The sequence below is a fragment of the Paenarthrobacter sp. TA1.8 genome, from assembly GCF_048595705.1.
In the GTDB taxonomy this organism is placed as follows: Bacteria; Actinomycetota; Actinomycetes; order Actinomycetales; family Micrococcaceae; genus Arthrobacter; species Arthrobacter nitroguajacolicus.
Genome location: NZ_CP184287.1, coordinates 3343154 through 3367591, shown reverse-complemented (window position 1 = coordinate 3367591; position 24438 = coordinate 3343154). Strand labels below are relative to the sequence as shown.

Annotated in this window: 25 protein-coding genes and 1 riboswitch; of the genes, 16 read left to right on the top strand and 9 right to left on the bottom strand. The window is 63.7% G+C overall.

Going from position 1 to position 24438, the window contains the following annotated elements; genetic code table 11:
• Positions 1-34: 34 nt before the first annotated feature.
• The gene (locus ACNAOT_RS15610; RefSeq protein ID WP_420178512.1) at positions 35-1609 is read right to left on the bottom strand and encodes an aminopeptidase P family protein; all 1575 of its coding nucleotides are present in this window, start codon (positions 1607-1609) and stop codon (positions 35-37) included.
• A gap of 80 nt (positions 1610-1689) precedes the next feature.
• Between ACNAOT_RS15610 and ACNAOT_RS15605 the strand changes: the two genes are divergently transcribed.
• Together ACNAOT_RS15605 and ACNAOT_RS15600 are read left to right on the top strand one after the other, a co-directional pair.
• Positions 1690-2535: a PHP domain-containing protein gene (locus ACNAOT_RS15605; RefSeq protein WP_420178511.1), complete on the top strand. Its 846-nt coding sequence runs from the start codon at positions 1690-1692 to the stop codon at positions 2533-2535.
• Positions 2535-3143 (top strand): MarC family protein, encoded by a 609-nt coding sequence (locus tag ACNAOT_RS15600; RefSeq protein ID WP_091468732.1) that lies wholly within the window; start codon positions 2535-2537, stop codon positions 3141-3143. Before ACNAOT_RS15605 ends, ACNAOT_RS15600 begins: the two co-directional genes overlap by 1 nt.
• Here the strand turns inward: ACNAOT_RS15600 and ACNAOT_RS15595 are convergent.
• The 3 genes from ACNAOT_RS15595 to ACNAOT_RS15585 all read right to left on the bottom strand — a co-directional run bounded on the left by ACNAOT_RS15595 (position 3116) and on the right by ACNAOT_RS15585 (position 7513).
• Positions 3116-4030: a DNA-methyltransferase gene (locus ACNAOT_RS15595; RefSeq protein WP_091468729.1), complete on the bottom strand. Its 915-nt coding sequence runs from the start codon at positions 4028-4030 to the stop codon at positions 3116-3118. The two genes, ACNAOT_RS15600 and ACNAOT_RS15595, sit on opposite strands and share 28 nt — an antisense overlap.
• Before the next feature lie 8 nt (positions 4031-4038).
• Complete coding sequence (locus ACNAOT_RS15590) at positions 4039-5751, bottom strand: DEAD/DEAH box helicase (protein WP_420178509.1); 1713 nt, start codon at positions 5749-5751, stop codon at positions 4039-4041.
• Positions 5752-6028: 277 nt separating this feature from the next.
• Positions 6029-7513: an RNB domain-containing ribonuclease gene (locus ACNAOT_RS15585; RefSeq protein ID WP_420178508.1), complete on the bottom strand. Its 1485-nt coding sequence runs from the start codon at positions 7511-7513 to the stop codon at positions 6029-6031.
• Between the two features lie 41 nt (positions 7514-7554).
• On the opposite strand from ACNAOT_RS15585, the gene ACNAOT_RS15580 reads away from it, so the two are divergent.
• Complete coding sequence (locus ACNAOT_RS15580) at positions 7555-8223, top strand: ferritin-like fold-containing protein (protein WP_091468723.1); 669 nt, start codon at positions 7555-7557, stop codon at positions 8221-8223.
• Positions 8224-8253: 30 nt separating this feature from the next.
• Here ACNAOT_RS15580 and thiE read toward each other — a convergent pair whose 3' ends face one another.
• On the bottom strand, positions 8254-8925 hold the full coding sequence (gene thiE, locus ACNAOT_RS15575; protein ID WP_364306131.1) for a thiamine phosphate synthase: 672 nt from the start codon (positions 8923-8925) through the stop codon (positions 8254-8256).
• Positions 8926-8952: 27 nt separating this feature from the next.
• Positions 8953-9071, top strand: a riboswitch (TPP riboswitch).
• On the opposite strand from thiE, the gene thiO reads away from it, so the two are divergent.
• From thiO to ACNAOT_RS15555, 4 genes are all read left to right on the top strand, one after another.
• Positions 9064-10332, top strand: a complete 1269-nt coding sequence (thiO, locus tag ACNAOT_RS15570) for a glycine oxidase ThiO (protein WP_420178507.1) — start codon at positions 9064-9066, stop codon at positions 10330-10332. Its footprint overlaps the riboswitch before it by 8 nt.
• Positions 10329-10565 (top strand): sulfur carrier protein ThiS, encoded by a 237-nt coding sequence (gene thiS / locus ACNAOT_RS15565; RefSeq protein WP_420178506.1) that lies wholly within the window; start codon positions 10329-10331, stop codon positions 10563-10565. Before thiO ends, thiS begins: the two co-directional genes overlap by 4 nt.
• A gap of 2 nt (positions 10566-10567) precedes the next feature.
• Positions 10568-11365 carry a thiazole synthase gene (locus tag ACNAOT_RS15560; protein ID WP_420178505.1) on the top strand — a complete coding sequence of 266 codons (798 nt, stop codon included), beginning with the start codon at positions 10568-10570 and terminating at the stop codon, positions 11363-11365.
• Positions 11366-11378: 13 nt separating this feature from the next.
• A complete protein-coding gene (locus ACNAOT_RS15555) occupies positions 11379-11714 on the top strand; it encodes a 4a-hydroxytetrahydrobiopterin dehydratase (RefSeq protein ID WP_420178504.1) in 336 nt (111 codons plus the stop codon).
• Between the two features lie 75 nt (positions 11715-11789).
• Here ACNAOT_RS15555 and ACNAOT_RS15550 read toward each other — a convergent pair whose 3' ends face one another.
• The 3 genes from ACNAOT_RS15550 to ACNAOT_RS15540 are packed head-to-tail and all read right to left on the bottom strand — an operon-like array spanning position 11790 to position 13140.
• Entirely contained in the window at positions 11790-12092 is a 303-nt protein-coding gene (locus ACNAOT_RS15550) for a hypothetical protein (protein WP_420178503.1), read from the bottom strand.
• 38 nt (positions 12093-12130) lie between these two features.
• Entirely contained in the window at positions 12131-12355 is a 225-nt protein-coding gene (locus ACNAOT_RS15545) for a DUF3107 domain-containing protein (RefSeq protein WP_091468712.1), read from the bottom strand.
• Between the two features lie 50 nt (positions 12356-12405).
• Positions 12406-13140, bottom strand: a complete 735-nt coding sequence (locus tag ACNAOT_RS15540) for a TetR/AcrR family transcriptional regulator (protein ID WP_420178502.1) — start codon at positions 13138-13140, stop codon at positions 12406-12408.
• 6 nt (positions 13141-13146) lie between these two features.
• Between ACNAOT_RS15540 and moeB the strand changes: the two genes are divergently transcribed.
• Complete coding sequence (moeB, locus tag ACNAOT_RS15535; RefSeq protein ID WP_179017110.1) at positions 13147-14349, top strand: molybdopterin-synthase adenylyltransferase MoeB; 1203 nt, start codon at positions 13147-13149, stop codon at positions 14347-14349.
• A gap of 60 nt (positions 14350-14409) precedes the next feature.
• Here the strand turns inward: moeB and ACNAOT_RS15530 are convergent, their stop codons facing one another.
• Positions 14410-15732: a glutamyl-tRNA reductase gene (locus tag ACNAOT_RS15530; protein ID WP_420178501.1), complete on the bottom strand. Its 1323-nt coding sequence runs from the start codon at positions 15730-15732 to the stop codon at positions 14410-14412.
• A 158-nt stretch (positions 15733-15890) separates the two neighbouring features.
• Here ACNAOT_RS15530 and hemE point away from each other — a divergent pair, with 158 nt between their 5' ends.
• The 8 genes from hemE (at position 15891) to ACNAOT_RS15490 (ending at position 24397) form a co-directional block, all read left to right on the top strand.
• On the top strand, positions 15891-17006 hold the full coding sequence (gene hemE / locus ACNAOT_RS15525) for a uroporphyrinogen decarboxylase (RefSeq protein ID WP_091468702.1): 1116 nt from the start codon (positions 15891-15893) through the stop codon (positions 17004-17006).
• A gap of 5 nt (positions 17007-17011) precedes the next feature.
• Positions 17012-18472 (top strand): protoporphyrinogen oxidase, encoded by a 1461-nt coding sequence (gene hemG, locus ACNAOT_RS15520; protein ID WP_420178500.1) that lies wholly within the window; start codon positions 17012-17014, stop codon positions 18470-18472.
• 87 nt (positions 18473-18559) lie between these two features.
• Entirely contained in the window at positions 18560-19261 is a 702-nt protein-coding gene (gene hemQ / locus ACNAOT_RS15515; RefSeq protein WP_091468698.1) for a hydrogen peroxide-dependent heme synthase, read from the top strand.
• Positions 19258-20481, top strand: a complete 1224-nt coding sequence (locus ACNAOT_RS15510; protein ID WP_420178499.1) for a ferrochelatase — start codon at positions 19258-19260, stop codon at positions 20479-20481. The genes hemQ and ACNAOT_RS15510 overlap by 4 nt, the downstream gene beginning before the upstream one ends.
• A complete protein-coding gene (gene hemC, locus ACNAOT_RS15505) occupies positions 20478-21476 on the top strand; it encodes a hydroxymethylbilane synthase (protein WP_420178498.1) in 999 nt (332 codons plus the stop codon). Before ACNAOT_RS15510 ends, hemC begins: the two co-directional genes overlap by 4 nt.
• 10 nt (positions 21477-21486) lie before the next feature.
• Positions 21487-22341 (top strand): uroporphyrinogen-III synthase, encoded by an 855-nt coding sequence (locus tag ACNAOT_RS15500; RefSeq protein ID WP_420178497.1) that lies wholly within the window; start codon positions 21487-21489, stop codon positions 22339-22341.
• On the top strand, positions 22338-23318 hold the full coding sequence (hemB, locus tag ACNAOT_RS15495; protein WP_179017115.1) for a porphobilinogen synthase: 981 nt from the start codon (positions 22338-22340) through the stop codon (positions 23316-23318). Before ACNAOT_RS15500 ends, hemB begins: the two co-directional genes overlap by 4 nt.
• Positions 23318-24397: an LLM class flavin-dependent oxidoreductase gene (locus ACNAOT_RS15490; protein ID WP_420178496.1), complete on the top strand. Its 1080-nt coding sequence runs from the start codon at positions 23318-23320 to the stop codon at positions 24395-24397. Before hemB ends, ACNAOT_RS15490 begins: the two co-directional genes overlap by 1 nt.
• Positions 24398-24438: the final 41 nt, after the last annotated feature.

The following is a 24438-nucleotide window of genomic DNA, read 5'->3' as shown; positions in this document are numbered from 1 at the left end:
GCCCAACTGCCTGTGTCAGCCCAACGGCGTGCGCTTAGCCTTGGGCTTCCTGGTAGATGCCGGCCATCCAGGACTCGACGTCGTCGGCCTTGCGCGGCAACGCTGCGCTGAGGTTCAGGGGGCCGTCTGCGGTCATGAGGATGTCGTCTTCGATGCGGACGCCGATCCCGCGGTACTCCTCGGGAATGGCGAGGTCTTCATTCTTGAAGTAGAGCCCGGGTTCGATGGTGAAAACCATGCCCTCGGTGAGGATGCCATCGAGGTAGAGCTCGCGCTTTGCCTGCGCGCAGTCGTGGACGTCCAGGCCAAGGTGGTGGCTGGTGCCGTGCGGCATCCAGCGGCGGTGCTGCTGGCCCTCCGGGCTGATGGCTTCCTCCACGGAAACAGGCAACAGACCCCACTCGGCGAGGCGTTCGGCCAGCACCGTGGTTGCAGCGGTGTGGATATCCCGGAACCTCACGCCCGGCTGGGCGGCAGCAAAACCGGCATCGGCGGCGTCGAGCACGGCCTCATAGACTTTGCGCTGGACATCGGTGAACGTCCCTGTAGCCGGCAGTGTGCGGGTGATGTCCGCTGTGTAGAGGGAGTCTGCCTCCACACCGGCATCGAGGAGAAGGAGTTCGCCCGCATTGACGGTCCCGGAGTTGCGGTTCCAGTGCAGCACGGTGGCGTTGTTGCCGGACGCGGCAATGGTGTCGTAACCGAGTTCGTTGCCTTCCTCGCGGGCCCGGGCAAAGAAAGCGCCCTCAACTACACGTTCGCCGCGCTTGTGGGTCAGCGCGCGCGGGAGTGCCCGCACCACGTCGGCGAAGCCTTCCACGGTTGCCGCCACAGCGATCTTCATCTGCTCGATTTCCCACTCGTCCTTGATGAGGCGCAGCTCGGACAATGCTTCGCTGAGCTTCTCATCCAGGGCGTCGAGTTCGCCGAGGTCCAGGTTCTCGGGGTCTTTGGCCGTGTTGTAGCGGGCGGTGTCAACCAGCGCATCAATGTTCTCGTCCACCTTGCGGACCAGGCGAATGGAGATGCCGCCGATTTCCGGGGCGCCCACGTTCTTGGTGATGGCCATCTCGAGCTCGGAGATGTGCGCGGTGGGGAGGCCGAGGCGGGCTTCGAATTCGGCCAGTGTGGGACGCGCACCGATCCAGAACTCGCCGGCGCGCGAGTCCGCGTAGAACTGCTCTGTATCCCGGCCGGCCAACGGACGGAAGTAGAGGGTGGCAGTGTGGTGACCGCCGTCGTCGCCCTTTCCTTCAGCAACAGGCTCAAGGATCAGCACGGCGTCGGGCTCGTGGTCGAGGCCCAGGCCGGTGAGGTGGGCGAAGCCGGAATGCGGGCGGAAGCGGTAGTCGCAGTCGTTGGAACGGACCTTCAATGGACCGGCGGGGATGACGAGCCGTTCGCCCTTGAACAGTTCGGAGATAGTACGACGGCGGCGGGCAGCGTGGTCTGCAACGGCGTCTCGCGCGGGGGTCACCTGCGGGGCGGGCGCCCAGTTGCTGGCCATGAATGCCTTGAAGGCATCGGATGTGGGCCGTTGCGAGCGGTTGTTGACACGCTCTTGCAGTGGCTGGGAGGACGAGTTCTGGGTGTTTTCGGCATCGTTCACCGTTACATCGTCCCACCAGTTACGTGAGGAGGCCAACGGCGCAACGCTCCAAGCATGCCCGTATCCCATAGGCTGGGAAAGTGAGGATAGACCTGCATGCGCACTCAAATGTTTCCGACGGAACCGAGACACCGGCCGGCGTGATCATCTCCGCCGTCTCGGCCGGCCTGGACGCCGTGGCGTTGACGGACCACGATTCGACGGACGGCTGGGAATCTGCTGCCGCGGCGGCCCGGGAACATGGCATTGCCTTCGTTCCCGGAATGGAGATTTCCTGCCGGACCGAGAAGGGAATCAGCGTTCACTTGCTGAGTTACCTCCACGACCCCACCCATGCGGGTTTGCTGGAGGAAATCACCAAGTCCAAGGACGCCCGACTCACCCGTGCCGAGCACATGGTCACCTTGTTGTCCGAGGATTACCCGTTGACTTGGGATGACGTCATCCACCACGTGGCTCCCGGTGCCACGGTGGGTCGCCCTCACATCGCCGATGCCTTGGTCGCGGCTGGCGTTGTCGCGGATCGAACGGAGGCCTTCACTTCCATCCTTACTTCTCATTCGCGGTACTTCGTGCAGCACTATGCGCCCAACCCGGCAGTCGCCGTCGAGCTTGTCCGTGCAGCCGGCGGCGTTCCAGTCTTTGCCCATCCTGTGGCCTCGTCGAGGGGACGCATTGTGGGGGAGCAGACATACCGGGACATGATTGATGCCGGACTGCTGGGACTTGAGGTTCAACATCGGGACAACCCGGAGGAGGGCCGCACGTTCCTGCGGGGCCTGGCAGCCGAACACGGTTTGCTCATGACAGGGTCATCTGACTATCACGGAGCGGGCAAGCCCAACCTGTTGGGCGAAAACACTACCTCGCCCGAGGTCTTGGCACGCATTGAGGAGTTGGCAACAGGGAGCACGGTCATTCGCTGATGGATCTTCAACTGCTTGCCTCCGTGATCGTCACCTTGTTCGTGATCATGGATCCCCCGGGTACCGTGCCGATTTTCATGTCACTTACGGCTCAGATGTCGGCCAAGGACCGAAACCGGTCCGCGTTCCAGGCTCTTTTGGTGGCCACCGGTGTGATCGTTGTGTTCGCGATCTTCGGGCAGTCCATCCTGAACTACATGCACATCTCGCTGGCGGCCTTGCAGGGCGCCGGCGGTCTGCTTCTGGTGCTCATTGCGCTGCAGCTGCTGACGGGGTCCACCAGTGGCGAAGAGAATGCTGCCAAGTACAAAAACGTGGCGTTTGTGCCGCTGGGAACACCGCTGATGGCCGGGCCCGGGGCGATCGTCGCCGTCATGGTGTTCGTGCAGCAGTCCAGCCAGCTCTCGGAGTACTTGGCGGTTGGCCTTGGCATTGCCGTGGTGCTGGGCTCGCTTTACCTTGCGATGCGCTTCGCTGGCGTCGTACAGCGCGTGCTCGGTGAAAACGGAGTGGAGCTGGTGACCCGGATCGCCGGCTTGCTGCTGTCAGCCATTGCCGTCCAGATGATCGCGGACGCCGTTCAGGCCTTCGTGAAGGGTGCTGCCTGATCCAGGCCGGCGACCGGCAAGGACCCGCTCCGGTGGAAACCTGCCTTGCTGCCCAGCCGTTTCCGCATGACCTCGATGGCCTGTTCGTTCTGGTCTACGCACACGAAGTTGCGGCCCAGCTTGGCTGCAACTGCGCCCAGGGTGCCTGAACCGGCGAAGAAATCAAGGCACCAATCGCCCTCGCGGCTTGATGCAGAGACAATCCTGCGAACCAGGCCTTCAGGTTTTTGAGTGGGGTAGCCGGTCTTTTCGCGGCCCGTGGGCGAGACGATGGTGTGCCACCAGACATCCGTGGGAAGCTTGCCGAGCTCGCGTTTGGCCGGAGTGACCAGGCCAGGCGCCATATACGGTTCCCGGTCCACTTCGGCGTTGTCGAAGTGATATTTGGTGGGGTTCTTGACGTACACCAGGATGTTGTCGTGCTTGGTGGGCCAGCGGTTCTTGGCGCGGGCGCCGTAATCGTAGGCCCAGATGATCTCGTTCAGGAAGCATTCCCTGCCGAAGATCGAGTCCAGCATCACCTTGGCGTAGTGGACTTCCCGGTAATCCAAATGCAGGTACAGGGTGCCGTCGTCTGCCAGCAGTCGCCAGGCCTCCACGAGCTTTGGTTCCAGGAAAGACCAGTAATCGCTGAAGGCGTCGTCGTAGCTATGGAGGGCGCCCTTGATGGTGTCGTAAGAACGGCCCTTGAAGCCGACGCGGTCGCCGTCGCCGTCCGCATTGCGGACCATACGGGTTTCCTGGCGGCGTTGGACCCTGCCCGTGTTGAAGGGCGGGTCCACGTAAATGAGTGTGAAGGCGCCGTCCGGCAGCGTAGGGAGGAATTCCGCGTTGTCCGCGTGCACCACCAAGTTGCCGCCGTCCGGCGCCCAAACAGATTCAGTCATTGAGGTTTTTAGGCCTCGGTGCTGCCGGACTGGGCAGCTGCGGTCTCTCCGGAAACCACTTCGCCGTTGCGACGACGCGTGCGGGTCCGACGCGTACGTGACGGCTTCTCCGCATTGTCCGCAGTGGCGGTGCGGGTCTCCGAGGCGCCGGCAGCCGGGGCTGCCTCACCATCAGAAGTACGACGGCGGCGCGTACGGTTACGACCACCCTCGCCCTTGGATTCGCTGGACTCGGCGTCACCGGACCTGCCGGAGCGGCCACGGCCGCCGTCACGACCGCCGTCGCGCTTGCCGTCTCGTCCGCCATCCCGGCCGGAGCCGCCGGAGCGGGCGTTCTTCTTGCCCGTCTCGCCCAGGTCCTCAAGGACCTCGGCGTCGACGCCGGCGAGGACGCGCTTGTTGCGCGGCAGGCGGCCCTTGGTGCCCTCGGGGATGTCGAGATCGGAGAACAGGTGCGGCGAAGAGGAGTACGTCTCAACGGGCTCGGGAACGCTGAGTCCCAGGGCCTTGTTGATCAGGCCCCAGCGAGGCATGTCGTCCCAGTCAACAAACGTGACGGCCGTGCCCTTGTTGCCCGCGCGACCGGTACGGCCAACGCGGTGCAGGTAGATCTTTTCGTCTTCCACGCACTGGTAGTTGATGACGTGGGTGACGTCATCGACGTCGATGCCGCGGGCTGCGACGTCGGTGGCCACCAGGACGTCAACCTTGTTGTTGCGGAAAGCGCGGAGCGCCTGCTCGCGGGCGCCTTGGCCCAGGTCGCCGTGAATGGCTGCAGCTGCGAAGCCGCGGTCTACGAGTTCCTCGGCAACCTTCGCGGCGGTGCGCTTGGTCTTGGTGAAGATGATGGTGCGGCCACGTCCGCGGGCCTGCAGGATGCGGGCCACAACCTCGGTCTTGTCCATGCTGTGGGCACGGTAGATGAGCTGGCGGATGTCGCGCTTGGTGAGGCCTTCATCATTCGGGTCAGCCGCACGGATGTGGGTGGGCTGTGTCATGTAGCGGCGGGCCATGGCGATGACGGGGCCGGGCATCGTTGCCGAGAAGAGAAGCGTCTGCCGAACGGCGGGGGTGCCGGCGATCAGCGTTTCGACGTCGGGCAGGAAGCCGAGGTCCAGCATTTCATCGGCTTCGTCAAGGATGACCATCTTGACGTTCTTGAGGCTGAGGTGCTTCTGCTTGTAGAGATCGATCAGCCGGCCGGGCGTGCCCACTACGATTTCGACGCCCTTCTGCAGGGCATCAACCTGCGGCTCGTACGCACGGCCGCCGTAGATGGTGGCGATGCGCGCGTTGCGCTTGCGCGACGCGGTCTGGAGATCGTTGGCAACCTGCACCGCGAGTTCACGGGTGGGGACGATAACCAGGGCCTGGGGTGCGCCCGGGACAGCAAGCTTTTCGTAACCGGCGTCGTCGCGGCCGGCTACGCGCTGGAGGGCGGGAATGCCGAACCCAAGCGTCTTTCCGGTTCCCGTCTTGGCCTGGCCGATGATGTCGTGGCCGCTCAAGGCGACCGGCAGGGTCATGGCCTGGATGGGGAAGGGGTGCGTGATGCCAGCGTCGGCCAAGGACTCAACGATGTCGGCGCGCACGTTAAAATCAGCGAACGACTTCTCTTCGATCTCGTGGGGCGTCTCATCCGAGATGATCGTTTCCTCGGGTTCGATTGATTCGGTTCCGGTGGAGTCCGTCAGGACTTCGTGGGTATGCAATTCACTCACAGGGAGTTTCCTTATTCATTTGGGCATTGGCGCTGCATGCTCAACGGCGGCGGCGGAGCCGTACCGGAGCACGAACGGGCGCGCAAGCAAGTCCAGTGGAAGCCGATCGCGGGCTATCTAAGTACTGGCACTGGTGACCAGTTGGTACATCTCAAGATCGCGTAGGGGCGGGCTTGTTGAGTTCAAAAATTAACTGAATCAACGACCGGGCATCCATTACTACAAGCCCAGTCTATCCTCTGGGGGCCGGAAAGCCCGGATCGCCGGATGAGCGGCTTCAGGGCAGCAACTGGAATCGGATCTCCCGGCTGGCGATATCAGCCTTCAGCAGGCGCACCCGAACCTTGGTTCCGGACTCCATTTCTCCGTCGCACCGGGCCGTGACAGCGGGTTCCGCGATTTGCACGACGCCAAAGGGTCCGTTGCCGTTTCCATTGCCGTTGCCGTTTCCACGGGCGGCTCCGTTGGAGGGTTTGGACCCGGAAATGACAACAGCCTCGAATTCCTGGCCGATGTGGTTGGCAACGAGAGCCGCTTCCACTGTGTCCAATGCCGCCCGCTCAAGGCGTCCGGCCAACTGATCAGAGGATGCCATGATCTCGGGTAACGACGGGAGGGCTTCACGCGCCCACGCCGGAATGTCCTGGTTATTGCTGAGGGCTTCGCAGATCACCAGGACAAAGCGATCAATGAGGCGCCGCAAGGGTGCTGTGGTGTGGGCATAGGGAGCCCCGATAGCTGCTTGGATCACATTGGCCGGAACATCACCGTCAAAGGGCGTGTAGCCTGCACCGCGGAACAACGTTCCGGCTGAATGCAGGATGGCCAGCTGTTTGGGATCGGATGCATCCAGGGTCCGCAGGTATTCGCCGTAGCTGACCTCTCCGTCCCAGGGTTTGCCGAGGGCAGTGGTCTGCCGCTTGAAATGGAGCAGTGACCGATCATCAGGTGCGGGCATGGTGCGCAGGATGCCCACTTTTCCATCGAGCATCATCTGCGCGGCGGCCATGCCGGTCATGAGGGAGATCTGCGCGTTCCAATCCTCAACCGGCAGGGACGGTGCCGCTGCGATTCTGTACCCGCCGCCGTCAGTCGCCTGGACTATTTCCTGTTCCGGCATGTTGAGGCTTGCGCCGCCGCGTTGACGTTCCAGTTCAACGCGCTTCAGTCCCACTTCTTTGAGTAGCTGGAGAACCGGCGGGGCAGTACCGTCGTCGATCTGCTGTTGTGCGCCCTTGTAGCTCAGCTTTGCCCTGCTGCGCACAGTCGCACGGGCAACGGTGACGGCCAAAATTTCAGCTTTCCCGTCCAGGTCGAAATCCCAAACGAACGCGCTGCAATCCTGGTCGGCCAGCAGGCTTCCCGCGTTCTCACTGATGACCTCCGGATGCAGCGGGATCCGCCCGTCAGGGGCGTAGAACGTCTGCCCGCGTTGACGCGTTTCGGTATCCAGCGCGCCGCCGGGAGCCACGAAGGAAGGCACATCGGCGATGGCATAGAGGACCTTGTACCCATCACCGGCCCTTTCAATGAACAGAGCCTGGTCCAGGTCGGTGGACGTCGCGGGGTCGATGGTCACAAAAGGGATATCCCGCAGGTCCTGGGCTGGCAGCTCAAGGGCCTCCACCGCTTCCCGGGCCTCGTCCACAGCTTCTGCCGGGTATTCGCCGGGGAGTTCCAGCTCCGTCCTCAGGGCGGCGAGGGCCGAGGCGAGCTGGTCCGACGAGTCGTCGACGTTGGGCGCAATCCGATGATGTGACACGAAAATCAGGTTAGCCCGAAATGGGCCGATAGTCTTGGATCATGGGCACTTCCCCGGACGCCGCAGCCTATGCCGGGCAACTCTCAGCGGAGTTGCTTGGAGCCATGGCGTATGGCGAACTGTCCGCCTTCGGGCGGCTCTCCCTGGATTCCCGCTATGCACCCACGCTTCACGACAGGTCCGTGCTCGCGAAGATCGCAGTGGGGGCCTACGGAAACTTCGCCCTCCTCAACGACCGCCTGTCGGAGATGGGTCTGGATCCCGAACGTGCCATGCTGCCGTTTCAGCGCTCCTTCGATCACTTCCACGAGCGCACCAAGCCGGGGGACTGGTTCGAATCCGTGATGAAGGCCTATGTCATCGATACTGTGTCATCGGATTTCTATAGGGCTGTCTCGATGTTCCTCGACCCGACAACGCAGCATTTCGTTGAGCGCGTTGCTTCACCCGATCAGGCCACGGAAGTCCTTCGCGTCCTGCTCAGGCGGGCCTTGGCAGATGACCCGCGCCTCGCTTCGCGATTGGCGCTGTGGGGCCGCCGCTTGGTGGGGGAAGCGCTGACGCAGGCGCAACGCGTGGGCATGGAACACCCCCTGCTGGGGCCGATGCTGAAAAGCGGCGGGGACGCGCGTGCCGCGGCGAAAAGGCTGACGACGGAGCTCGCCGAAAAGCACGCCCGCCGGATGACTGGCCTCGGCCTGACCGCCTAGCCCGCGGATCGCGCGGAACCTCCGGCTTCCCTAGACGGAATCCAAGGCTTCCAGCAGCGACTTGGCCGCCGCCGTCGGGTCCGGTGCCGCTGTGATGGCGCGGACCACCACGATCCGGCCGGCGCCCGCTTTCACAACCTGTTCAACGTTGCTGAGATCGATGCCACCAATGGCGAACCATGGGAGGGTCACACCGTCGCCCGAGCGCTTGACCGCTTCTGCGGCATATGTGACCAGGTCCAAACCGACAGCAGCGCGACCGGGTTTGGTGGGTGTTGCCCAGACCGGACCCACGCAGAAATAGTCCAGTCCCAGGGGCCCTTGGGAGGTGGCCACAGCGGCATCGATTTGTTCGGTTGTGTGGGTGGAGAGGCCGATGCCGGTGGCGTTCGGCAGGAGGGTCCGGGCTGCAGTCAGGGGCAGGTCCTTTTGCCCGATGTGGAACACGGGAGCCCCTGAAATGCTGGCAACATCGGCCCGGTCGTTGACCGCCCAAAGCCGTCCGTGCCGTTGTGCGACGCTCCGCAGGACGGCCAACATCTCCAGTTCCTCGGCAGCTTCCAGCGTCTTGTCGCGGAGTTGGATGATGTCCACGCCGCCTTCGAAAGCGGCGTCCACAAAGTCCTCAAAATCGCCCTGCTCCTTACGGGCATCGGTGCACAGGTAAAGGCGGGCGGAGGCAAGAGCGTCAGGCTGAGTCATGGGAACCAGAGTAGTTCCTCTAAACTGGGCTCGTACTGCGGGAGCCGCGACATTCGTCATATGACTGTCCGGCTGAGAGGGCTTCAGCGCCGACCGCTTGACCTGATCCGGCTAGTACCGGCGTAGGGAAGGAAACGAATGGCAGATTCCCGCCATACCCGCCTCCAGGCAGACGTTGCCGTCATTGGTGGTGGCGTCATCGGCCTCGGCATCGCTCACGAAGCCCGGCGATTGGGCCGTTCAGTTGCGCTGATCGACCCCGCTCCCGCTTCCGGCGCGTCCTTCGCAGCGGCAGGCATGCTTGCACCCGTCAGCGAACTCCATTACCAGGAAGAAGACCTTCTTGAGTTAATGCTTGAGTCTTCCCAGCTCTGGCCCTCCTTCGTGGACGGCCTGCATCAAGGCGCGGAGGACAACGGATATCGCACGACGCCGACCCTCGCCGTGGGTGCCGACGCAGCCGACCGCCGGGCGCTCGCGGACTTAAGGTCGGTCCAGCTTGCGGCTGGCCTGGAAGTCGAACCTATCGCTCTGCGGGACGCGAGGCAACGGGAGCCGCTCCTCAGCCCGCAGATCTCCTGTGCTTTCGATATACCTGCCGACCACCAAGTCGATCCAAGGAAACTCGCGGCATGCCTCCTGGCAGGACTGGCAGCCCATTCGCCCAATGACAGTTCCTGGGTGTCGGGAGCCGATGACGGATTCGCCATTGCTTCCAGGGCGCGCGGTTTGCTGTGGGAAGGCGGGCGTGTCACAGGCGTGGCGCTGGACTCAGGAGTCACCGTTCACGCCGGAGAAACGGTGGTGGCCAACGGGCTCGGGGCGTCCCAACTCTCCGGTCTCCCTGAAGGCCTCAGGCTTCCCGTAAGGCCGGTCTACGGGGACATCCTCCGGCTTCGCGTCCCCGATCACCTGCGGCCCTTGGTCACATCAACGATTCGCGGGATGGTTCGCGGGGTGCCGGTTTACATCGTGCCCCGGGACGACGGAACTGTGGTGATTGGAGCCACGCAACGCGAAGACGGGTTGTCAGCCTCTTCCAACGCGGTCTCGGCGGGTGGCGTTTACCAATTGCTGAGGGACGCCCAAGTATTGGTCCCCGCAGTGGCTGAACTGGAACTCCTTGAAGCAACCGCCCGCGCCCGGCCCGGAACTCCGGACAACGCTCCACTGCTCGGACGGGTCGGTGTTTCCAACGGTGGCATCGACGGCCTGGTGATTGCCACAGGATTCTTCCGCCACGGAGTCCTCCTGACTCCGGTGGCCGCCAAGATCGTGGGGGAACTCCTCAAAGGCTCCACGGACTCCCGGTGGGCCCCCTTCCTGCCCCATCGTTTCGTGGGCAACGCCCCTGTTGCCCGAACACTCACACCAGCAGCACGAACCACCACCAAGGAAACAGCATGAACATCACAGTGAACGGAACCGACCACGCAGTCTCTGACGGCGCATCCGTCAGTACCCTCGTCACCGCCGTCACCGGTCGCGCCTTGGACCCTCGCGGACAAGCGGCCGACGGCGGCAAGCTGGGAGTCGCTGTCGCACGCAATTCCGAGGTGGTGCCGCGCAGCCAATGGGCCGTGACAGCGCTCTCCGACGGAGACGAACTTGAACTCGTAACAGCAGTCCAGGGAGGCTAATCATGACAACAGCAAACGTTGACGTTCGCACCGACGCACTGGTGATCGACGGCGTCGAATTCGGTTCCCGCCTCATCATGGGTACCGGAGGCGCGCCGAGCCTCGATGGCTTGGGAGCAGCGCTCCTCGCTTCGGGGACCGAGCTCACCACGGTGGCGATGCGTCGCTATTCGCCCGCCGAAACGGGCTCGCTGTTTCAGCTGCTGGTGGACCATGACATCCGCGTGCTGCCCAATACTGCTGGTTGTTTCACGGCCAAGGACGCCGTAATGACTGCTGAACTGGCCCGGGAAGCACTTGAGACCGATTGGGTGAAGCTGGAAGTCATCGCGGACGAACACACGCTCCTTCCAGACGCCGTGGAACTGGTGGATGCAACGGAGCAGCTGGTGAACCGAGGCTTCAAGGTATTCGCTTACACCAATGACGATCCCGTACTCGCGCTCAGGGTCGAGAACCTGGGTGCAACAGCCGTGATGCCCTTGGGATCGCCCATCGGGACCGGCCTTGGCATCCTGAACCCCCACAACATTGAGCTCATCGTGTCCCGGGCCTCCGTACCCGTGGTCCTGGATGCCGGGATCGGGACGGCCTCCGATGCTGCCCTTGCCATGGAACTGGGCTGCGACGCCGTCCTGCTTGCCACCGCCGTAACGCGGGCGCAGAACCCGGTGCAGATGGGCGAGGCCTTCAAACACGCTGTGATCGCCGGTAGGCTGGCCAAGCAGGCGGGCCGGATCCCGCGGCGGGAGCACGCGCTCGCATCCTCAGCGATGGAGGGCCGGGCAGAGTTCCTCTGATGAAGGAGCAGTCATGGCAGGCACGGAAGACCAACTGACTGAAGCAGCCATCAATGATGCCCTCGGGGACCTTCCGGACTGGAAGTACCAAGGTGGCCTGGTGACTGTATATAAAACCTCGACGGCGGCGGACGCGCTAGCGCTCATCGCCGCGGTTGGAGAGATCGCCGAGGATCAAAATCATCATCCGGATCTGGAGTGGCGCTACAACAGGGTTTTTCTCCGCTACGTATCCCACGATGCGGGCGGCCAAGTGACCAAACGTGACGTTGCCGCTGCCACCGCTGTGAGCGATGCGGCCGCAAGGGTAGGCGCAGCTGCGCAGCCTGAGCGGTATCCGGCGTCGTAAAGAGCCGAGATGGCAGTTAACACCAATCCCAAGCTTGGCCATTGGTGTTAACTGCCACCTCGCGGGCTTAAGGCCCTAAAGCCGCAGGGCCTTGGTGAGCGCCGCAGTGTCGTGTTTCGTTCGGGTCCGGCCCAGGAAGAGCACCACGGCAACCGCAGCGGCGGTCCCGAGCACAATGGGCAGGACCCACGGAATCCATATGGCGCCCGGCTGGTAGCCCAATCCGGCGCTGATGAAAGCGATCCAGCTCAGCGTGCCGACAGCTGCTGAGACGCCGGCCGGCAGCGCGATCCCGTATTTGCCGTGCCGCTTGTCGTTGGCCCACACGATGAATCCGGTGGCAATGGTGGCCAAAACCACCACGACGAGAGAAAGCATGAAAACTCCTTAGCGGACGACGAGACGCGGGGATTGGGCTAGAGGGCGCCGAAGCCTACGCGGCGGACTTCCTCCGCGCCGATCTCCACGTAGCCCAGGACGTTGCCCGGAACGATGATCTGGCGGCCCTTCTCGTCCGTCAGGCGAAGTTCGGAGCCCTTGGTCACGGCCTCGGCCACGATCTTGGCAACAGCATCGGCATCCAAAGAGGATTCGAGCACGATCTCACGGCCAACATTCTGAATGCCGATCTTTACTTCCACAGCAAGGCCTCCAAGCCAATCAAGGGTTAAGTCAGTCCTCTATTTGTAGCCTAGGACTCTTTGGGGAAACGACTGATTCCGCGCCAAGCTAAACGATAGATCAGATCGCTGGCCACATCGAGGTCCAGGTTTCCATCCGTTTCAAGCCAGTACCGGGCGCTGACCTGCGCCATTCCGGCCAAACCACGCCCAAGCAGCTGCGCTTCAAGCGGGGGCAGCTTGGTGTCCTCCGCAATCACGTGGGCCACGGCGTCCGCGAACGTTTTGTTGAAAGTCTCCAAACGCGAACTGACGTCGGGGTCGTTGATGAGGTCGGACTCGAACACCAGGCGGTGGGCTTGGTCGTCGTCGGCGATGAACCTGTAGTAGGCGCGCATGACGGCCTTGACGCGTTCCTTGTTGTCCGTGGTGGAGTTCAAGGCGTCGAGCATCAGTTGCGTCAAGGTTGCCAGGTGGCTGTCCAAGAGAGCCATATAAAGCTCGCGCTTGGACGGGAAGTGCTGGTAAAGCACTGGTTTGCTCACATGTGCGGCTTCCGCGATTTCGTCCATGGCCGCGCCGTGGAAACCGTTGGAGACGAAAACTTCCAATGCCGCGTTCAGTAACTGTGCGCGGCGCTCGTCCCGCGGCAACCTTGGTGAACGCGTTGTACCTGCCCGTTCCAGCTTGGCCGGTGCTCCATCGTTTGCCCGTGTGCCGTCAGCCACAGTCTGCCGCCTTTCCTTTGCAGTTATGACTACTCTACCGGGGGGTAATATGACCACGCGGCATCTGCAGGCATACATTGGGGTATGGCCTCAATTGTTGCTGCCCACACGGCTGCGCCCGCTGTCCTGCCGCCCCTCGTCGAACCTGCCGCCGAACTCACTCCGGCCGAGGTGGAGCGGTACTCCCGGCATCTCATCATTCCCGAAATTGGCGCCCTGGGCCAACGCAGGCTTAAGAATGCCAGAGTCCTCGTCATCGGCGCCGGAGGCCTCGGGTCCCCGGCTCTGCTTTACCTGGCCGCCGCAGGCGTGGGCACTCTTGGCATTGTGGACGACGACGTGGTGGACCTCAGCAACCTGCAGCGACAGGTCATCCATGGTGTGAAGGACGTGGGTACGCCCAAGATCGAATCCGCGCGCAATGCCATTGCAGAGCTCAACCCCTTGGTCAACGTGGTCCTGCATGACATCCGGCTCGACTCTTCAAACGCGCTGGAGCTGTTTGCGCAATATGACCTCATCCTGGACGGCGCCGACAACTTCGCCACGCGATACCTCGTGAACGACGCCGCTGCCATCCTCGGTAAGCCTTATGTCTGGGGCTCCATCTTCCGTTTTGACGGCCAGGTGAGCGTCTTCTGGGCCGAACACGGGCCCACATACAGGGATCTCTACCCTGAAGCGCCTCCCGCGGGGTCTGTGCCGTCCTGTGGCGAGGGCGGGGTGTTCGGCATGTTGTGCGCAGCGGTTGGATCGCTCATGGTGACTGAGGCCGTGAAGCTGATCACCGGCGTCGGACGTTCCTTGCTCGGCCGTGTGGCGCTCTTCGACGCTCTTGGCGGCAGCTGGCGCGAGATCAAGGTCTCCAAGGATCCGGAAGCCGAACCCATCACTGAACTGACCGACTACGAAGCCTTCTGCGGCGTGACGCCGCCGGCAGCCACGGACCAGGCTCACACTGTTACCGCCAAGGACCTCGCCGGGATGCTTGCCGAACGGGAGCTGGGGGAGCGGGACTTCGAACTCGTGGATGTCCGTGAGTCCGGCGAGCACAGCATCGTCAGCATCGATGGCTCGCGGCTCATTCCGCAGGGCCGCATTCTCTCCGGCGAGGCGTGGGTAGAGCTGCCGCAGGACAAAGACATAGTGTTCCACTGCAAGGCGGGGACGCGCTCGGCTGCAGTCCTGGAAGCGGCACAAAAGGCGGGTTACACCCGCATCAGCCATCTCGACGGCGGTATTCTCGCCTGGGTGCGGGATGTGGAGCCGCAGAAGCCCGTCTACTAGGCGGAGAGGTGGGCGCCCAGCTAACGCAGGCCAGCTGAGCGGCGGGCGGCAATCTGGCGGCTAGGCGCTTTCGGAGCGGAGTTGCTCGTGGTCAACCGGGCACTCAGCGGACGGGGCAACGGCCCGGGGCTGTTCCACCTGGATGCCGTAGAGGGCCTCGAGCGCGGCAACGTAGTCGTCCTGCTGGCCGTTTGCCGCGAGTTCACGCGCCCGGACGGTGGGGATGTGCAGGAGCTGCTTGACCATCCGGCGCAAAGCGAACTCCACCTCTTCGGCAGCGGCAGTACAGCCGTGACGGGCGCGGACTTTTTCCATTTCCGCGTCCAGGACGTTCATGGTGTGGCGGCGGAGCGCCACGATGGCGGTGTCCACGGAGCGGGCTTCGCGTTCTGACTCGAATGACGTTGCGGCACCGTTGACGATTGCGCTGGCCTGCGAGAGTGACTCTGCCTGTTCCTGGGGGGCCGCGAGCCGAACGGATTCGAGCGTCAGGAGTTCAACGCCGTCGAGTTCGCCTACTGCGGGGTCGAAATCATGGGTGAGGGCGAGGTCGATTGCGATCAAGGGTTTGCCCGAACTTGCCCGGACACGGGCAAGGTCCGCGGCCTCCACCCGGTTGTCGGAACCGCTGCAGCCGATCATGACGTCAGCTGCGGCAACAGCAGCGGGAAGGGTGTCGGCGTCGAGTGCTGTTCCACCGCGGGTCGCGACGAAACCTTCGGCGCGGCCGGAAGACGAATAGACGGCAACATCCGTGCAGCCACGCTCACGGAGCAGCGACATAGTGGCGCCGGCGTAGGCACCGGTTCCGAAGACCACCACTTTCTTGGTGGACCAATCGTCGTTCTCGGCGAGGTCGGTGGCCAGGTCCAACGCAACAGACACGATCGAAAGACCACGCGAGCCGAGGGCAGTCTGCGCGCCTACATCCTTGGCGGTCTTGGATGCTGCCTGGAAAAGACGCACGAGGCCGGAGCTGGCCGTGCCTTCCTGCTGGGCGGTGATCAATGCACGGCGGACCTGGCCGGCGATTTCACGCTCACCCACTACGGCTGAATCCAGTCCGGCGCTCACAGCGAAGAGGTGCCGGGTAACGTCCGGGCCGGTGTGTGTGGCAAAAGAGCGGGAGACGAGTTGCTCATTGAGGCCGCTGAGTTCGCTGATCTGCGAAACGAGGGCGGAACGGGCTGCCTCAAGGTCAGCGCCGTTGGCAGTTTCGCCGTAAACCTCGTAGCGGTTGCACGTGGCCAGAACCACGGCTCCGGAGACCACAGAGGAATCTGTCAGGGCTGCCGAGGCAAGCTCAGAGGAACCGTTGCTCAACTGAGCGACGGTTTCGAGGTCGATGTCGGCGTGTGTAGCCACCAATGAGAAAAGAACCACAGCACCCCAATCATAGCTTTTTCGTAGCCCGGTAGAACAATGTGGCGCCGTGGTGATCCACACGAAGGCGGGTGATCCCGGCCACAACGGCCCGGGCGGGGCGCGACGTGACAGCTTGTCGTTATCTTTTGCCCCGGATTTTCGGCACAATCGAAGGCATGACTTCTAGCGCGGCAGCATCCAACAGTACGGCCTCCAACGCCCCGGCGGGAACCCTCGACGCCAACCACCCGCTGAAGGACGGTCGGACCTCGGACTCGCCGCTGATCACGGCATACCGCGGTGGCACCCCTTCCCGCAGGCCGGTGTGGTTCATGCGCCAGGCTGGCCGTTCCCTTCCGGAGTACCTGAAGGTGCGCGAGGGCGTGGCCATGCTGGACTCTTGCCTCCGCCCGGAACTCGCCGCCGAGATTACCCTCCAACCTGTTCGCCGCCACGATGTGGACGCCGCCATCTTCTTCTCGGACATCGTCATTCCGCTGAAGCTCGCCGGTGTCGGTGTGGACATCGTCCCCGGCGTGGGACCCGTCCTGGATAAGCCGGTCCGGACAGCAGCCGACGTTGCTGCCCTGCCCACGCTGACGTGGGAAGCGCTGGAGCCCATCCGTGAAGCCGTCCGCCTGACGGTTGCCGAGCTGGGAAAGACGCCGCTTATTGGCTTCGCCGGTGCACCGTTCACCCTTGCCGCCTACATGGTTGAAGGGAAGCCCTCGCGTGACCACCTCGGCCCGCGGACCATGATGCATGCGGATCCCGAGACCTGGGCCGCGCTGGCCAACTGGGCTGCCGACACCTCAGGCATGTTCCTCCAAGCCCAACTTGAGGCAGGCGCTTCGGCAGCGCAGCTCTTTGACTCGTGGGCCGGATCCCTGGGCCTGGCTGACTACACCAAGTACGTGGCGCCGGCATCTACCCGCGCGCTTGACCATGTCCGTGGACTCGGGGCACCGCTGATCCACTTCGGCACCGGTACCTCCGAACTGCTGGTTGCCATGCGCGACGTCGGAGTGGACGTCGTGGGCGTGGACTACAGGCTGCCCCTGGACGAGGCCAACCGTCGTCTCGGTGGCACCGTGCCGCTGCAGGGCAACATCGACCCCGCTCTTCTGTCTGCCCCGTGGGAGGTCCTTGAAGCCCACGTCCGCGAAGTCATCGCCGCCGGTTCCCACGCCCCGGGCCACGTACTGAACCTCGGCCACGGAGTTCCTCCCGAAACGGACCCCACAGTCCTGACGCGCGTCGTGGAGCTCATTCACTCCATCCCCGCGGAGTAGGAACAATGCGCGGGGGACACCCAACGCCCAAGGCAACAGTCGCAGGACCAGCCGCCGTCGTAGTGGGCGGTGGCATCTCGGGCCTGATCGCCGCACGGGAACTGGCCCTGGCCGGTTCTGCGGTTACTGTCCTTGAGGCAAGCCAGGGCTGGGGCGGCTGCGTGGGTAGCCATGTTGTTGCCGGGCTGCACCTGGACAGCGGGGCGGAATCGTTCGCCACCCGGTCCACAGCTGTAGCCGACCTCGCACGTGAACTTGGACTGGCGGACAGGATCGTAGCTCCGCACCCGGGCGGTGCTTGGGTGCAGCTGCCGGACGGCCCGCAGGAGCTCCCAAAAACGGGAGTGCTTGGGATTCCGGCGAACCCGTGGGACCCGGAGGTACGGCGTTCCCTGGGCCTCGCCGGAGCCATCAGGGCCTCCTTGGACCGCTGGCTCCCGGCTTCTGTTGGCACGTCTTCGGACGTCACCAGCGTTTCCTCTTTGGTCCGCGCCCGCATGGGCAAAAAAGTTCTTGAACGGCTTGTTTCACCCGTAGTGGGCGGCGTTCACTCGGCCGACCCTGCCCTCTTGGATGTTGACATGGTGGCCCCGGGGCTGCGCGCTGGGATTCGCGCCCAGGGCTCACTCGCCGCCGCTGTGGCGGCTCAACGCAAAGCCGCCAAGGGTTCCGGCGGTGCGTCTGGTCCGGCCAAGGCGGGTTCCGCCGTCGCGGGCTTGAGGGGTGGAATGAACACCCTGGTGTACGCGCTCGTGGCGGACCTCCGGGAACGTGGAGCCGAGTTGCTCACGGGTCAACACGCCGACGACGTCGTTAAGGCACCGGAGGGCTGGCGGGTCACCGCCGGGAATGCCACGTACGACGCCGGCCGCCTGGTGGTCGCGCTTGACGGCCCGGCCGCTGTTGGGTTGCTGGAGAAGTCCTTGCCTGAGCTGTCCAGCCTCCGCCCGGCTCCCGGACCGCTGGTGAGCCTGGTGACGATGGTGGTGGACTTGCCCCAGCTCGATGGCAGGCCGCGGGGGACAGGGATCCTGGTCGCGCCTGAAACCCCGGGGATCAGGGCCAAGGCGCTGACTCATGCAACGGCCAAGTGGGATTGGCTGGCCGACGAAGCTGGTCCCGGCACGCACGTTTTGCGCCTTTCCTACGGCCGGCGTGAAGAAGCTGGCGGGGGCGGGGATGTTGTCCTCGATGACGATTCTCTGCTGGCGGCGGCGTTGGAGGATGCTTCCACGCTGCTGACCGTTCCCATTTCGCAGGCGGACATCGTTGACTGGGATGTGGTGCGGTGGGCGGGCGCCTTGCCGTTCGCCGCCGTCGGTCATAAACAGCGCGTGGCGCAAGTCCGCCAGGTGTGCGCCGCAGCGGACGGACTTAGCGTGGTGGGCGGCTGGTTGGCCGGAAACGGCCTTGCCGCAGTTGTGGCTGACACGCGGGCGCAACTCGCCGCCGTGCGGGCCGGCTGACTGTCAGATTTGTGATTTGCATCACTTCTACGGCTTGTAGAACTGATCCGTTTCGACTTAGGGGCTGGCACGGGGCAAACTTGAACCATGAGCCACACTTCTGCCGAATCTGTCACTAAAACTGCTGAAACCGAAGAACAGTTCTACACCCTGTGGACGGTCTTCAAGCGCTCGGCCGACGTCCTGCGCAGCGGCGATGCTGCACAGGAATTCGAAGCCCTTGCGGAGAAGCTCGCGGAGGGCGGCGTGATCCTCCGGGGCAGCTACGACGTCTCGGCTATGCGCTCGGACGCTGACATCATGGTGTGGCTCCATGGGCCCAAGCCGGAGGACCTGCAGGCAGCTGTTCGGTCCATCCGCCGCAGCAAGCTCTTCGCAGGAACCGACATCGTCTGGTCCGCCATGGGCGTGCACCGCGAAGCTGAGTTCTCCAAGAGCCACGTGCCCGCCTACGCACGCGGCGTAGAGCCCAGCACCTGGCTCTGCGTCTACCCGTTTGTGCGTTCCTACGAGTGGTACCTATTGCCCACGGACGAGCGCGGCAAGATGCTCCGCGACCATGGCCTTCTTGGGCGCGAATTCCCGCAGGTCATTTCCAACACTGTCTCCTCGTTTGCCCTGGGCGACTGGGAATGGATCCTCGGCCTCGAAGCACCTGAACTGGTGGACCTGGTGGACCTGATGCGCCACCTGCGGTCCACGGAAGCGCGACACCACGTCCGCGAAGAAATCCCCTTCTATACCGGCCGCCGCGTCACGGCTGCCGAGATTGCCGAGGTCCTGGCATGACCCAGCCCGTTATCTCCACAGCACCGAACGCCGTCACTGAGCGTGGGCGGCAGGAACCCAAGCGGTACGACGCCGTGCTGCTCGCATCATTTGGTGGTCCTGAAGGCCAGGATGACGTCATTCCCTTCCTGCGCAACGTCACCCGTGGCCGCGGGATCCCGGACGAGCGCCTCGAAGAGGTCTCGCACCACTACCGGGCTTTTGGTGGAATCAGCCCCATCAACCAGCAGAACCGTGAGCTGAAGGCCGCGATCGAGGCCGAACTGGCACAGCGGGGGATCGAATTGCCGGTCCTTTGGGGCAACCGGAACTGGGACCCGTACATCGCTCCGGTCCTGCAGGACGCTTACGACGCCGGACACCGCCGGATCCTGATGCTCACCACCAGCATCTACTCCTGTTACTCCAGCTGCCGCCAGTACCGCGAAGACATTGGTATTGCGCTGACCGAAACCGGTTTGGACGGCAAACTTGAAGTGGACAAGATCCGTCAGTACTTCGATCACCCCGGCGTAGTCCAGCCCTTCCTTGAGGGAACTGCCGCCGGCCTGGAGGAGATCCGTGGGAAGCTCGCCGCCGCAGGCGAAGCGGACCCGGATTCGAAAATTCGAGTGCTGTTCGCCACCCACTCCATTCCTACCCGGGATGCAGAGGCCGCAGGCAGGTCCGAAGACGAGCCGCGCGAATTTGCGGAAGGTTCCGCCTACGCTGCACAGCACCTTGCCAATGCCAAAGCCATCATGGACGCTGTGGCGCCGAACGTGGCTTGGGACCTCGTGTACCAGTCCCGCTCGGGCGCGCCGCACATTCCCTGGCTGGAACCGGACATCAATGACCACCTTGAGGAGATCGCCCCCGAGGGCGTCCGCGGTGTGGTCATCGTTCCCCTTGGCTTTGTCAGCGACCATATGGAAGTTGCCTGGGATCTGGACACCGAGGCACTGGAAACCTGCAAGAACCTGGACATCGAGGCCACCCGTGTGCCCACACCGGGTACGCACGCGGCTTTCGTGTCCGGCCTCGTGGACCTGATCTGCGAACGCACAGTGGACAACAACATCGCCGAACGTCCCCACGTCACCGACCTGGGCCCTTGGTACGACGTCTGCCGTCCCAACTGCTGCGAGAACTTCCGCGGGGCAAAACCCGTCATCTCCGAAGTTGGCGCCGGAATCGGTATCGGCCACGACGCCTACCCGGCTCCGGAGGCTGCCAAGTGACTGTTCGCATCGGCACCAGGGCGAGCAAACTTGCCCTGACGCAGACGCAGCAAACAGCGGACCAGTTGGCTGCCGTCGGCGGCTTCCCCGTAGAGCTCGTGCACATCAAGACCGAGGGCGACGTCAAAACCGGATCCCTTTCCCAGATGGGCGGCACAGGCGTATTCGTTGCTGCCCTGCGTGATGCCCTTCTCGCTGATACCTGTGATGTCGCCGTGCACTCCCTGAAGGACCTGCCCACGGGAGCCGCACTTGGCCTGAGCATCGCAGCAACTCCCAAGCGGGTGGATGTACGTGACGTTCTCTGTGCACGCGACGGTATGACTCTTGCCGAACTGCCGGGCGGTGCCAAAGTAGGCACAGGCTCGCCACGGCGTGCCGCTCAGCTTCGGGCTGCACGTCCGGATATCGAGGTACTCGATATCCGTGGGAATGTGGACACTCGCCTCGGTCGTGTCCCGGGATTGCCCGGAAACCTCACCGAGGAAGTTGTGCCGGGCAAGTCCTGTGACCTCGACGCCGTGGTGTTGGCTGCTGCGGGCTTGGAGCGCATGGACCGCCTGGACACTGTCAGCGAGTTCTTCGAATCCGACGTCATGCTTCCCGCGCCCGGACAGGGTGCGTTGGCCATCGAATGCCGGACCAACGACGCCCCGCGTACAGCGGGTTCCACCGAAGGGTCAAACGGCGTGCTCGCACAGGCCCTTGCGGCGCTGAACGACGACGACACCCGCCTCGCCGTCACGGCCGAGCGTGCAGTCCTGGCCAGGCTTGAAGCCGGTTGTGCAGCTCCCGTGGGCGCCTACGCCTTCCGCAAGGGCAGCATGCTGCACCTTGAAGCAGTGGTCTGTGCCGTGGATGGCACCAAGACTGTGCGCGAGAAGAAAGCCACCGACGGCCTCACGGAAGTCGGAGCCACGTTGCTCGGCATCGAAGTGGCGGAGCTCCTGCTCGCTGCCGGCGCCGCGGAGATCGCGGACCTTGCGGCGTCCTGAGACGCATGAATTGAACGGGCTGACCGGTCGGCGCGTCCTGATTACCAGGACCGCCGACCGTGCGCGTCCGCTGGCGTCGCTTTTGACAGGTTTGGGAGCGGAGCCACTGGTGCTGCCGCTCATCGATTTTGAGAAGGCGGGAAACCAGGTTCCCCTTGACGCCACCTTGGACCGTTTGGTGGCCGGCGACTTCGACTGGATGGTGATCAGCAGCATCACTACCGTGCGGGTTCTGTTGGAGAAAGCTTCTCAGCGCGGCATCGCCCTCGCTGACCTTGTCCCAGCCGATACGAAGGTGGCCACCATCGGTCCCTCCTCCCGTCAGGTCCTTGAATCCGTCGGCCTTACTGTCGCCTTGGCGCCGGCGGAAGTCCAGTCGGCCGAGGGTTTGCTTGCTGTATGGGAGGCGTCCAATGGAAGGGTTTTCCTGCCTCAGGCTGACATAGCTTCGCCCGGCCTGCGGGACGGCCTGGCCGCCACCGGCGCGGACGTGACGTCCGTTGTCGCCTACCACACGGTCGATTACCCTGCCCGTGCGGAACTCCGCCTCACAGCGGAACTACCGTCCGGCGTCGCGCTTTCCGCACCAGACGTTCCGGCAACGCTCAGCCCTGAAGAGGCACGAACCGCACTCGATGCCGGAACCCTGGACGCAATAGTGGCTGCTTCTCCCAGCGCTGCACGTCGTATCGCCCAATTATTTCCTGCTTTGGGCACCTGCCGCTTAGTCGCCATCGGGCGTCCGACGGCGGCAGAGGCCTCGCGGATCGGCCTCGCCGTTGCAGTCACAGCCAAAGAACCAACCCCGGACGGCATTGTGGCCGCCCTGGAGTCTATTTTCGCCAACGAAGGGAACCCGCAATGAGCTTTCCGAACCATCGTCCCCGCCGCTTGCGCACAACTCCCGCCATGCGCAGGCTCACCGCCGAGACCCGTCTGGCGCCCGCGGACCTGATCCTTCCAGCGTTCATCCGGGAGGGACTTACCGAGCCGAGCCCCATCAGTTCCATGCCGGGGGTCGTCCAGCACACCACCGAGTCCCTGAAGCGGGCGGCCGCGGAAGCCGTGGAGTTGGGCGTCGGCGGCATCATGCTGTTCGGCGTGCCCGCGGTACGTGACGCGCAAGGCACCGCCTCGCTGGACCCTGAAGGCGTCCTGAACAAGGCCATTCGTGACGTCAAGGCCGAGGTCGGCGATGACCTGGTCATCATGGGCGACGTTTGCCTCGACGAATTCACGGACCACGGCCACTGCGGCGTCCTTGATTCCGATGGCTATGTGGACAACGACGCCACGCTGGAGATCTATGGCCGGATGGCAGTCGCCCAGGCCGACGCCGGAGCCCACGTCTTGGGCCCCTCGGGAATGATGGACGGCCAGATCGCGGTGATCCGTCAGGCACTGGAAGAATCCGGACACAAGAACACGGCCGTACTTGCCTATGCTGCCAAGTACGCGTCAGCGTTCTACGGCCCCTTCCGTGAGGCCGTGGATTCCCAGCTCAAGGGCGATCGCCGGACCTACCAGATGGACGCTGCCAACCGTCGGGAGGCCATCCTGGAAGTTGAGCTGGACCTCGAAGAGGGCGCCGACATGGTCATGGTCAAGCCCGCAATGAGTTACCTGGACATCCTGGCTGACGTTGCAGCCATGAGCCCTGTGCCGGTGTCGGCCTACCAAATCTCTGGCGAGTACGCCATGATCGAAGCGGCCGCGGCCAACGGCTGGATCGACAGGCGCGGTGCCATCACCGAATCCGTGCTCGGCATCAAGCGTGCCGGAGCAGACACCGTCCTGACCTACTGGGCCTCCGAACTGGCAGGCTGGCTGAAGGAGTCCTGATGACATCCGTTTCCTCCGACCCCACCGCTCCGGTAGGGGCCAACGAGATCCTGCTCGGCCTGAACACTTTTGGCGACGCCGGTGTGGATGCCGATGGGAACCCGAAGGAGCATGCGCGCGTCCTGCGTGAGTTGCTGCAGGAAGCGAAGCTGGCTGACGCCGTCGGAATCCATGCCTTTGGTGTGGGCGAACACCATCGCCGCGATTTCGCTGTGTCCGCGCCCGAGGTCTTCCTTGCAGCGGCAGCCGCAGTTACCTCACGGATTCGCTTGGGGTCGGCCGTTACCGTGCTCAGCTCAGATGATCCGATCCGGGTTTTCCAGCGCTTCGCCACAGTGGACGCGTTGTCCAACGGCAGGGCTGAGGTAATGCTCGGCAGGGGTTCGTTCGTGGAGTCGTTCCCGCTGTTTGGCTTGGACCTGGCGGACTACGAAGTCCTGTTCGAGGAAAAACTGGAGCTGTTCGACAAGGTTCGGGCCCAGAAACCGGTTCATTGGGAGGGCCGCACGCGGCCCAACTTCAACGGGCTGCAGGTATACCCGAAATTGCAGCACCACTTGTTGCCGGCCTGGATTGGCGTCGGAGGTACACCTGAGTCGGTGCTGCGCTGTGCCGAATATGGGTACCCCATTATTTTCGCCATCATCGGGGGTGAGCCCCGCCGCTTCGCACCGCTGGTCAACCTGTACCGTGAGGCGATGGCCAAGTACGGCCATCCGATGCGTCAGATCGCAACGCACTCACCCGGTTTCATCGCTGACACGGACGATGCTGCCCGCGAGGAACTCTTCCCGCATTGGCTGGAGCAACGTAACAGGATCGGTTCCGAACGCGGCTGGGGTCCAGGGAACCGTGGCGAGTTTGATGCCATGTGCGGCCCCGAAGGTGCTCTCTACGTCGGCTCACCGGAAACCGTGGCGCAGAAAATCGCCCTGCTCAAGCGGAACCTTGGCGTGGACCGCTTCGACCTCAAATACAGCAATGGAACATTGCCGCATCAATCCATGATGCGCTGCATCGAGCTCTACGGCACCGAGGTAGCCCCGAGGGTTGCTGAGTTGCTGGCCGCAGCATCCTAGGTGGCAGCCATGCACTCCCTGAATCACTGAAAGAATAGGTA

Coding starts and splice junctions, on each gene's coding strand:
- thiS (WP_420178506.1), top strand. CDS start 10,329: ATGAACATCACAGTGAACGGAACCGACCACGCAGTCTCTGACGGCGCA.
- ACNAOT_RS15510 (WP_420178499.1), top strand. CDS start 19,258: ATGACCCAGCCCGTTATCTCCACAGCACCGAACGCCGTCACTGAGCGT.
- ACNAOT_RS15600 (WP_091468732.1), top strand. CDS start 2,535: ATGGATCTTCAACTGCTTGCCTCCGTGATCGTCACCTTGTTCGTGATC.
- ACNAOT_RS15540 (WP_420178502.1), bottom strand. CDS start 13,140: ATGTATGCCTGCAGATGCCGCGTGGTCATATTACCCCCCGGTAGAGTA.
- thiE (WP_364306131.1), bottom strand. CDS start 8,925: ATGACTCAGCCTGACGCTCTTGCCTCCGCCCGCCTTTACCTGTGCACC.
- ACNAOT_RS15595 (WP_091468729.1), bottom strand. CDS start 4,030: ATGACTGAATCTGTTTGGGCGCCGGACGGCGGCAACTTGGTGGTGCAC.
- hemG (WP_420178500.1), top strand. CDS start 17,012: ATGCGCGGGGGACACCCAACGCCCAAGGCAACAGTCGCAGGACCAGCC.
- ACNAOT_RS15580 (WP_091468723.1), top strand. CDS start 7,555: ATGGGCACTTCCCCGGACGCCGCAGCCTATGCCGGGCAACTCTCAGCG.
- ACNAOT_RS15560 (WP_420178505.1), top strand. CDS start 10,568: ATGACAACAGCAAACGTTGACGTTCGCACCGACGCACTGGTGATCGAC.
- ACNAOT_RS15490 (WP_420178496.1), top strand. CDS start 23,318: ATGACATCCGTTTCCTCCGACCCCACCGCTCCGGTAGGGGCCAACGAG.
- ACNAOT_RS15555 (WP_420178504.1), top strand. CDS start 11,379: ATGGCAGGCACGGAAGACCAACTGACTGAAGCAGCCATCAATGATGCC.
- ACNAOT_RS15550 (WP_420178503.1), bottom strand. CDS start 12,092: ATGCTTTCTCTCGTCGTGGTGGTTTTGGCCACCATTGCCACCGGATTC.
- moeB (WP_179017110.1), top strand. CDS start 13,147: ATGGCCTCAATTGTTGCTGCCCACACGGCTGCGCCCGCTGTCCTGCCG.
- thiO (WP_420178507.1), top strand. CDS start 9,064: ATGGCAGATTCCCGCCATACCCGCCTCCAGGCAGACGTTGCCGTCATT.
- hemQ (WP_091468698.1), top strand. CDS start 18,560: ATGAGCCACACTTCTGCCGAATCTGTCACTAAAACTGCTGAAACCGAA.
- hemE (WP_091468702.1), top strand. CDS start 15,891: ATGACTTCTAGCGCGGCAGCATCCAACAGTACGGCCTCCAACGCCCCG.
- hemB (WP_179017115.1), top strand. CDS start 22,338: ATGAGCTTTCCGAACCATCGTCCCCGCCGCTTGCGCACAACTCCCGCC.